This window comes from Xanthobacter pollutisoli, from assembly GCF_040044995.1.
Classification (GTDB): domain Bacteria; phylum Pseudomonadota; class Alphaproteobacteria; order Rhizobiales; family Xanthobacteraceae; genus Xanthobacter.
Genome location: NZ_JBDZDP010000045.1, coordinates 1 through 9,010, shown reverse-complemented (window position 1 = coordinate 9,010; position 9,010 = coordinate 1). Strand labels below are relative to the sequence as shown.

Annotated in this window: 6 protein-coding genes and 4 pseudogenes; 5 read left to right on the top strand and 5 right to left on the bottom strand. The window is 65.4% G+C overall.

Annotated elements, in window-relative coordinates; genetic code table 11:
• Positions 1–207: 207 nt before the first annotated feature.
• Positions 208–474, bottom strand: a pseudogene (locus ABLE93_RS26305) (transposase); the annotation flags it as partial.
• A gap of 511 nt (positions 475–985) precedes the next feature.
• Positions 986–1,156: pseudogene (locus tag ABLE93_RS27145) on the bottom strand (ABC transporter permease subunit); the annotation flags it as partial.
• Positions 1,157–1,575: 419 nt separating this feature from the next.
• On the opposite strand from ABLE93_RS27145, the pseudogene ABLE93_RS27140 reads away from it, so the two are divergent.
• Positions 1,576–1,710: pseudogene (locus ABLE93_RS27140) on the top strand (transposase); the annotation flags it as partial.
• Positions 1,688–1,852 (top strand): annotated as a pseudogene (locus ABLE93_RS27135) (transposase); the annotation flags it as partial. The pseudogenes ABLE93_RS27140 and ABLE93_RS27135, both read left to right, overlap by 23 nt.
• 76 nt (positions 1,853–1,928) lie before the next feature.
• On the opposite strand, the gene ABLE93_RS26290 reads toward ABLE93_RS27135, so the two are convergent.
• The 3 genes from ABLE93_RS26290 to ABLE93_RS26280 all read right to left on the bottom strand — a co-directional run bounded on the left by ABLE93_RS26290 (position 1,929) and on the right by ABLE93_RS26280 (position 4,056).
• The gene (locus ABLE93_RS26290) at positions 1,929–2,657 is read right to left on the bottom strand and encodes a sll1863 family stress response protein (RefSeq protein WP_348842629.1); all 729 of its coding nucleotides are present in this window, start codon (positions 2,655–2,657) and stop codon (positions 1,929–1,931) included.
• Between the two features lie 52 nt (positions 2,658–2,709).
• Positions 2,710–3,318, bottom strand: a complete 609-nt coding sequence (locus ABLE93_RS26285) for a hypothetical protein (protein WP_348842628.1) — start codon at positions 3,316–3,318, stop codon at positions 2,710–2,712.
• 66 nt (positions 3,319–3,384) lie between these two features.
• Positions 3,385–4,056 carry a CerR family C-terminal domain-containing protein gene (locus ABLE93_RS26280; RefSeq protein ID WP_348842627.1) on the bottom strand — a complete coding sequence of 224 codons (672 nt, stop codon included), beginning with the start codon at positions 4,054–4,056 and terminating at the stop codon, positions 3,385–3,387.
• A gap of 255 nt (positions 4,057–4,311) precedes the next feature.
• Between ABLE93_RS26280 and ABLE93_RS26275 the strand changes: the two genes are divergently transcribed.
• The 3 genes from ABLE93_RS26275 to ABLE93_RS26265 all read left to right on the top strand — a co-directional run.
• Complete coding sequence (locus ABLE93_RS26275) at positions 4,312–5,388, top strand: efflux RND transporter periplasmic adaptor subunit (RefSeq protein ID WP_348842626.1); 1,077 nt, start codon at positions 4,312–4,314, stop codon at positions 5,386–5,388.
• Positions 5,385–8,708 (top strand): efflux RND transporter permease subunit, encoded by a 3,324-nt coding sequence (locus ABLE93_RS26270; protein WP_348842625.1) that lies wholly within the window; start codon positions 5,385–5,387, stop codon positions 8,706–8,708. The genes ABLE93_RS26275 and ABLE93_RS26270 overlap by 4 nt, the downstream gene beginning before the upstream one ends.
• A 67-nt stretch (positions 8,709–8,775) precedes the next feature.
• A partial coding sequence (locus ABLE93_RS26265) for an AI-2E family transporter (protein ID WP_510183095.1) occupies positions 8,776–9,010 on the top strand: 235 nt, incomplete at its 3' end.

The following is a 9,010-nucleotide window of genomic DNA, read 5'->3' as shown; positions in this document are numbered from 1 at the left end:
ACTATGCTGTATCGCTCGACGGACCGCCGCTGTCGTCGTGGCGCTCCCGTGGTGAATCTGGCCCATAGCGCATCCCTCGATTCATGCGTCGAGATTGCACCATCAAAGCCCGGGATCAAACATCTAGAGCATTTTCTCCTTACACCGGTTCATATCCGGCGGCCTCGAAGTAGTTCTGGCACTCGCCGGTCGTGAAGGCCGGAATAGCTTCGGCAAAACCTCGAAGCCCCCGGCGTGATCGGAGCGCTTGACGATCTGCAGGGTCAAGGAGCCGATCCTGGTCAAGCGTCCCTTCAGTTTCTCGCCGCCGTAGCCCCCATCGGCGAAGACATGACGCAACCAGGGATAGCGATGGCGGATCGAGCTCAGGACCTCGACGGCCCCGTCTCGATCCTGGATATCGGCACCGTGGACGACGAGCCCGACCAAATGGCCAAGCGTGTCGGTGACGATGCGGCGCTTGCGGCCCTTGATCGCCGAGGGCATGTTTGACTTCGCGACCCCGGCGTGGGCACCGACCGAAGCCGATTCCCCCCGCGGCATCCGCTGGATTCCGCTCGATCCCAACAACAAGAAGGGCTGGGCCGCCCTTCACAAGGTGCTGCCCATCATGGGCCCCTTCGAGGAGGACATCGCCGCCGGCCTGAAGAAGGGTGAGAAAATCTCCATGGCCGCCTACCGCTACCCGGTGGTGGCGACCTTGAAGGACAAGTCCGCCGCCGACGTCTATGCGTTCATCAAGGCGCTCGACGAGACCTACGGCCTTTACAAGAAGACCACGGCCATCATGAGCCGGTGGTCGCTCCAGCAATCGGGTCATTCCCGGCTCGATCTCCCCTTCCACGAGGGCGCGGTGCGCAATCTGAAGGAAAAGGGCATCTGTACCGCCGAGGATAAGGCTTGGAACCAGGCCCGCATCAAACGTCTGGATGCGCTGGCGGCAGCAGAGCAGGGCCATGCCGCCGATGATCGAATAGACCAGCATCTGGATCGAGAGGTCGATCCCGAGCATCGAGCGCGGGTCCACGAAGGCGACGTAATTGGCGTAGAAGGCGCTGCAGAGCGCCGAGATGCCGGCGCTGAGCATGAAGCAGCGCAGCTTGTAGGCGCGCGCATCGACGCCGAGTGCTTCCGCCGCCTCCTCGTTGTCGCGCAGCGCCCGTCAGTAATAGCCGGTGCGGGAGGTCAGCAGGTACTGCCTGATCGCCAGCGCCGCGATCAGCACCGTGCCGATGATCAGCCCATAGGGCCATTTGTCGAAGAACTGCAGCATCAGCACCGAATCCTCCGAGGAGGTCGGCAGGATGAGCCCCGTCCGAGCGGCCGAGCGCGACGCTGGCCGAGACCGAGAAGAAGGCCACCTCGTTGAAGGCGAGCGTCGCGATCGCGAAGAAATAGCCGCGCAGGCCGTAGCGGAAGCAGAGCATGCCCATGACGGCCGCCGCCGCCACCGCGATGGCGAACGCCCATCGGCCAGGTCACCAGCGGCGGCCAGCCGTGCACCGAGGCGCCCCAGGCGACGCTGTAGGCGCCGAGGCCGACGAAGAGCGCGTGGCCCAGCGACATCAGCCCCGTCATCTGCCGCCCTATAGTCCCGACTTCAACCCGATCGAGAATGCCTTCTCCAAGCTCAAGGCACTCCTGCGAAAGGCCGCCGCACGGACCGTTCCAGACCTCCGGCAGGCCATTGCCGCGACGATGGGTCGTTGAACGCACTTTCGCCTGGCTCGGGCGCTGCCGCAGGCTCACAAAGGATGTCGAGAGAACCATCGCCAGCGCCGAATCTTGGATCATCGTCGCAAATCTTCGCCTCATGACAAGGCGCCTCGCAAGGTGTTGCTATCCTTCGTAGAGTGTCGAGTCTGGCACTTAGATCTTCTCCACAACAATTGCGTCAGACCCAATCGTCGACGCCGAAACACACATTTCTACTTTGACGCGTCGTCGATCGCCTTTCGAATCGAACGATAGGTCTCGTAAAAGAGAGCCCTGGCATCGGCGTAGCTCTTCTGTACAGCCTTCCAGGCTGTACTCGAGGCTTCTTCGAGCCGCGCGAGCCTAGCCTGAGCATCATCGACCTGCGCCTTCAGCGCGGCAATGCGCGCCTCGATGGCCGCGCGTTGGTCGTCCGAGACCTTATCTGCCCGTGTGCGCAGATCCTCGATGGATTGCAGCCAGACTGTCCGCCGAGCCTCCAATTCCGCCTGGAGCACAGCCCGGCGCGTCGCGAGGTCCGCCTTGGCTGCGTCCAGATAGGAATCGCGTGCCGATTGGAATGCCGCCCAACTCGCATCGAGCCCGACCTGAGCCGCACTCACCTGCGCATCGGTCCAAGATTTCGCATTGGCTATCGCCGCGTCGGCCTGCGCCCGATAGGCATCGCGCGTGTCGCGCAGCGTCTTGAGCGCCGCGTCCGCCTTGGCACGGGCATCACCCTGCAGCTTGGCAGCTTCCCGCTCCAGCGCAGCGATGGTCGCGTCGGCTTCCGCAAGGCTGTCCTGCGTCCACTGGATGGCCTGGCGGGGGACGGAGGTCTGGCCGGCCCCCTGCGCCGGAGAGGGCGTCGCAGCACCCTGGGCGAACGCGCTGGGGCCGGCGATCGCCAGGGCGGGAATCAGGATCGCGAGCCCGAAAATGTTTGAGCGCATAGTCTTCATTTTCATCTCCACTGGGGCTTCAAGAGGCCGATGGACCCGAGCGCCACAAAGCTCAGAACAGCTTGGCGAATGCGCCCTTGATCTTTTCGATCGTGCGATCGTGGACCTCCTTGGCCTCAGCGAGGCCGGTCTTCACAGCCGCCCACGACTCGTCACCGGCGTCCTTCGCTTCTCCGATCTTCGCCTGGAACTTGTCTGCCTCGTCGGACAGGCGCCGGATTGCGGCATCAAGGTCCTGCCGGGCCTTTTCCACCGTCTCGGTGGCCTGGTCGCGGAACGCCTGGAGCGAGGCTTCCCACGACTGGCGCTGCGCATCGGCTCGAGCGACCACGAGCCGACGCACCGCGCCCGCTTCGCCCGCGGCGGCCGCGAGGAAGGACTGGAGGGAAGTTTCCACCTCGACCCATTCGTCGTCGAGGGCGTCCTGCAACTCCTTGGCGCCCTGCTTCACGTCGTCGGCCTCGGCGAGCAGCCGGTCGTACTGCCTGCCGATGGTGAGGCGGGACTCCTTGAGTTTGACGAGAGCCTGCTCGGCCTCGGCCCGGACCTTGCCCTCCAGTTCGGCCGAGGATTTTTCCACCTCGACAATGATGGCATCGAGCTCGTCGAGGCGTTGCTTGACCCAGACGATGGTCTCGTGCGGGTAGGATTGGTCACTCATGACGGCTGTCCTTTCGGGTGCTGAAGCTAAGATGACGGGGCCTGAAAAGGCGGCCGCAGCCGGGGATCACCGTGGCTGCGACGCGCGGAGAAAATCGCTGCGGCACAGATCGCGGACCATGTCCTCCATCTGCCTGACATAGCCGGCCTGGATGCTCTCCCCGTCCATGCCGCGCAGCATGATGCCGCGCAGGAAGCGGAAGCCGATGATGGCGGTGACGATGGCGCTGATGCGCAGCCGCAAGGTCGCTTCACCGGGCTTTTGTCCGGAGATTACGCTTGCGGAGCGGATGAGGCGGTCGAGCAGCGGCGCTATGGCCTGATCGTGGATGAGGGCGAAGGCATCGTCGTTGTCGTAGGTGCAGCGCCCCAGGAACGACGTCCAGGAGTGCCGCTCGGCATCATCGAGAACGATGTGCAGCAGGTGGATGAGCGCCTTTTCGAAGCGGCTGGCCGGATCGGCGTCCGCAGGTTCATCCAGCAAGGCGGTGACTTCCGCGAAGCGACCCCGCGCATAGTCGGCGATCATCTGCGCCGCCGCGAGATACAGCTCTTTCTTGCTGCCGAAATGATACGGGATGGCCGACAGGTTCGCGTTCGCGGCCTTTGCCAGGGCGCGTGTGCTCGCCCCCTCATAACCCACGGCGCCGACGACCTCGATCGCCGCCTCGATGAGATGCTCACGGGTTTTTGCGCTCCGGGCGTCGTGACCACTCTGCGATGTGGTTTCTGTTGCCATTGCATTTTCCTCGTCCAACAATTAGTTCATTCGAATGAACTTATCAAGACGCCGAACGTGCGATCATGGCCGGCCCACTCCCGATCGAAAACACGGTTGGTGATTCAAAAGGATCAGTCATGTCACCCCTGAGCTTCGCCACGCCGTCCGTGTTTAGGGCGCAGTGCTCTGCCCTCTGGGACGTCCACCCCCAGGCTGAGCAGCATCGCGCCGACAGGAAAGTCGGCTCCTCCAGCAGGCCGGGGGACGAGTGACATGGCGCCGATGTCCCGTGCCGCCTGCCTCGCGGCCCTGTTCCTGTTCGTCTTGTCCGGGGCCGGCGTGGCCGCGGCGGAGCCCTCCTCCGAAAAGCCCACGGGCCTATCGGCCGTGCCAATCGAGGAAACCAATGTCCCGGTGATCTATAGCATTCCCGGCTCAGTCGTCTCCGACGGGCGCATCGCGATGTCCTCGCGGGTGGTGGGCTTCATCCAGCAGCTCGACGTGCGCGAGGGGCAGAAGGTGTCGCGCGGCGACCTCCTCGTGCGCATCGACCCCTCCGACATCGACGAGGCCATCCGGCAGACCGAGGCCGGCGTGCGGGCGAGCCGTGAGGATCTCGACGACGCCAGGCAGGACGTGGAAAAATATTCCAAGCTCGCCGTCACGGGCTCCGTCGCCGCTGAAACCTTGCGCAAGGCCAAGGTGCGCGTGGATGTCGCCCAGGCGGGCCTCGACAAGGCACAGTCCGCGCTCGCGGCCGCCAGGGCCCAGAAAGGCTATGCCGCCATCACCAGCCCCGTGGATGGCGTAGTAGTAGCCGTCACGCGGCGCGCCGGCGAGATGGCGACCGCCGGCACACCCTTGCTGACGGTGGAATCGCGCGAAGTTCTCCTGTTCAAGGCTTTCGTCGCGGAGAGCAAGCTCAGTGAGATCAACCCGAAGGCCACGGTCCAAGTGCGGATCGATACGCTGAAGGGCAAGGCTTTCCAAGGCCGCGTGCGCGGCATCGTACCGTCCGGAGACGACATCACGCGGCGCTACGAGATCAACGTGATCCTGCCCGCCGACCCGGCGCTGGTACCGGGCATGTTCGGGCGCGCGGACTTCGTCTTCGGCGCCCGCACGGCGCTGCTCGTGCCGCGCGCCGCCATCGTGCGTCGCGGCGGGCTCGACGGGGTGTTCGTGCTGGACGGCAACGCGGCGCGGTTCCGCTGGCTGCGCACCGGCAAGGAGATCGACGAGGCCGTGGAGGTCAATGCCGGGCTCGCGGCCGGCGAGACCGTTCTCGTCGGCGCCACCGACACACTGCGCGACGGCGCGACGGTCAACATGGTCGCGGGGACGAAATGAGCACGCCGCGTCTCAACATGGCCGGGCGCCTCGCCCAGACCTTCATCACCTCCAAGCTCACCATCGTCTTCATCATCGCGGTGGCGCTGATCGGCGTTGTGGCGGTGCTGAAGACCCCGCGGGAAGAGAACCCGCAGATCATCGTGCCGGCGGCCCTCATCACGGTGAGCCTGCCCGGCGCGTCGGCGTCCGAGGTGGAGCAGCTCGTCGTCAGGCCGCTCGAAGGCATCATGAGCGAGATGTCCGGCGTCGACCATGTGGAGAGCACGGCGCAGAACTCCCTCGCCATGGTCCAGGTGCAGTTCAAGGTGGGCCAGCCGAAGGAAGAGTCGCTGGTGAAGCTCTACGACCGGGTCCTGGCGAGCCGCGCCCGCCTGCCGGCAGACGCGAGCACGCCCTTCGTGCGCAGCATCGATGCGGACGACGTGCCCATCGTCACCGTGACCCTCTCCTCCCTGCGCTATGACGACTATGCCCTGAAGCGGCTCGCCGAACGCATGGCGGAGCACCTGCGCAGCACGGACAACGTCTCCGTCATCTCGGTGAAGGGCGGGCAGACGCGAGAGATCGCCATCGAGCTCGATCCCGACCGCCTTCAGGCCTTCGGCGTGACGCTGAGCCAGGCCTATCTGGCCTTCGGCGCCAGCAACCTCTCCGTGCCCCTTGCGCCCACCGTGCGCGGCGGAAAGGTGGAGGCCATCAAGCTTTCAGCCGACTTCACCTCCGCGGACGACGTGCTGAACCAGATCGTGGCCATCCATGATGGCCGCCCGGTCTATGTGCGCGACGTGGCGACGCTGACCGATGGTCCCCCGCCTGAACTCTCCACCTTGAGCCGCTTTTCCTTCGGCCCCGGCGACCCGCGCTTCGGTGGACCGGACGCGGCAGATCTACCGGCAGTGACCATCGCCGTGGCCAAGAAGAAGGGTGCCAATGCCGTCACAGTGGCCAACGCCGTCATCGACCGGGTGACACAGATGCAGGCGACGTTCGTGCCGAAGGACGTTCAGGCGGTGGTCACCCGCGACGACGGCGAGAAGGCCGATGCCGCCGTGAACCTTCTGCTCGAGCACCTCCTGATCGCCCTCGCCACGGTTGGGCTTGTCCTGATCTTCTTCCTGGGCTGGCGCGAGGCGTTGATTGTGATGGTGACGGTGCCGCTCATCCTGTCCATCACCCTTGCGGCCGACCTTCTCGGCGGCGTCACCATCAACCGCGTGACGCTGTTCGCCCTCATCCTCGCCCTCGGCCTCCTGGTGGACGCGGCCATCGTGGTCATCGAGAACATCCACCGCCACTACGGCGCAAAGCGCTCCCGCGCCAGCAAGGAGAAGATGACGGTCGAGGCCACCAACGAAATCGGCAACGCCACCAATCTCGCCACCTTCGCGGTGATGCTGGTGTTCGCTTCCCTGTTCTTCGTCACCGACATGCCGGGCGAATATTTCTATCCCATCGCCTACAACGTGCCCATCGCCATGGCCGCATCCGTCCTCGTGGCCTACATCGTCACGCCCTGGGCGGCCAACCGGTGGCTCCACCGCCATGAGGTGCAGGAGGAGGACGCCCACGCGGAAGCCGCGCATCACGGCGAGCCGGGGTGGATGGAGCGCCTCTATCTTCGCCTCATCGCGCCCCTCCAGCACCGGCGCGGCGTCCGCCGTATCTTCGCCGCGGCCGTGCTCGTCCTGATGATCGCCTCCATGATGCAGGGGGCTTGGCACTTCGTTCGCCCGTCCGGCGTCGCCGGCCCGGTCTCGGCGCTGGGCGTGCCCCTCGGCTTCCTGCCGAAGGACAACAAGAACACGTTCAACGTCGTCATCAAGACACCGGAGACGACGCCGATCGAGGTCACCGACCGCTTCGCGCGGGAGATCATGGCGCTGCTCGCGACGGAGCCGCAGGTCGCCAACACCCAGAGCTGGATCGGGCAGGCGGGCGTCGAGGATTTCAACGGCCTGTTCAAGGGCACGGCTGGCCGCGTCGGCAGCAACATCGCCGAGATCCGGGTGAACCTCACCGACAAGCACGACCGGTCGGAAAGCTCCATCGACATCGTGCGCGATTTGCGACCCAAGGTGGAGGCCCTCGCGAGGGCCTATCCCGGCACCCAGGTCTCCCTGGTCGAGGACCCACCCGGCCCGCCGCTGCGCTCGACCGTCCTCGCCGAGATTTACGGCCCGGATTCCGAGGGGCTGCGGGCGCTGTCGGCCGGGGTGCGCAAGGCCTTCACGGAAACCTACGACGTGGTCGATCTCATCGACACCGAGCCGGAGGACGTGCGGGAGCACCGCATCGTGCCGGACAAGGAGAAGGCCGCCCTTTCCAAGGTCTCCACGGCGCAGATCGCCGAGGCCCTCTCCCTCATCTACGGCGGCAAGGTGCTGAGCCGCGCCCATCTGCCGGACGAGAAGGACCCGGTGGATGTGCGCGCCTTCGTGCCCCGCCGCTTCGAGGTGGACCCGACGCGGCTCGACCGCGTCTTCGTCGACAATGCGGATGGGAGGCCAGTGCCGCTTTCCGAACTGGTGACAGTGATCCCCGCGGAGGCGGACCGCCCCATCCTCCATCGCGACAACGAAAAGGTGACCTTCGTCGGCGCGGAACTCTCCGCCTCGGTGCCGCTCTACGCCGTGCTGGACCTGCAGCGGCGCCTTTCCGGCATCACGGCGCCGGACGGGCAGCCGCTGCGCACCGGCAATCTCGGCTTCGTCCAGGACGTGCCCGACACCATCGGTGGCTACCAACTCCTGTGGGGCGGCGAGATGCGCATGACCCTCGACATCTACCGCGACATGGGCGTGGCCCTGGGCGGCGCCCTGCTCATGGTCTACTTCCTGCTCGTGGCCTATTATCGGTCGTTCCTCATTCCCATGATCGCCATGTCGTCAGTACCGCTCGGCATCATCGGGATCTTCCCGGGCCACTGGCTGGTGGGGGCGGATTTCTCGGCAACTTCCATGGTGGGCATCATCGCCCTGTCCGGCGTCGTGATCCGCAACTCGCTGCTGATCATCGACTTCATCCAGGACAATCTGAAGCACGGCATGCCTCTCGATGTGGCCGTGCGGCAGGCCGGAGCCGTGCGCCTGCGCCCGATCCTTCTCACCACGCTCGCCATCATCCTGGGCTCGGCGATCATGGTGACGGACCCGGTCTTCGGCGGGCTCGCCATCTCCCTGATTTTCGGAACGGTGGTATCCACGGCGCTCACCGTGTTCGTCGTTCCCATCCTCTATGATCTCGACGCTCGGCGGCGGATGCCCGGCACCGAAACCGAAACTCGAACAGACACACCGAAGGTCGAAGCCACACATTGACGGCTCGGACACGCCGGATCCGAATAGGCCAGACAGGATGTCTGCAACCATGGGGCCTGTACCGCTCATGTCGCGGACGAAGATCCAGGAGTTCGCCTTTCACGCCACCATCGTCCTCGTGACGGTGGCGTTCCTCTGGCTGCTGTCGCCCTATTATGGCGCGATCCTGTGGGCGGTCATCCTGGCGATCCTGTTCGATCCGCTCCAACGCGGGCTTGAGAGGTGGCTCGGTGGCCGGCGCAACCTCGCGGCGGCACTCAGCGTCCTGGCCTGCATCTGCGTCGTCGTCATCCCCGGCACAC

Excerpts from the sequence above, each read along its gene's own strand:
- ABLE93_RS26290 (WP_348842629.1), bottom strand. The coding sequence starts at position 2,657 with ATGAAGACTATGCGCTCAAACATTTTCGGGCTCGCGATCCTGATTCCC.
- ABLE93_RS26285 (WP_348842628.1), bottom strand. The coding sequence starts at position 3,318 with ATGAGTGACCAATCCTACCCGCACGAGACCATCGTCTGGGTCAAGCAA.
- ABLE93_RS26280 (WP_348842627.1), bottom strand. The coding sequence starts at position 4,056 with ATGGCAACAGAAACCACATCGCAGAGTGGTCACGACGCCCGGAGCGCA.
- ABLE93_RS26275 (WP_348842626.1), top strand. The coding sequence starts at position 4,312 with ATGGCGCCGATGTCCCGTGCCGCCTGCCTCGCGGCCCTGTTCCTGTTC.
- ABLE93_RS26270 (WP_348842625.1), top strand. The coding sequence starts at position 5,385 with ATGAGCACGCCGCGTCTCAACATGGCCGGGCGCCTCGCCCAGACCTTC.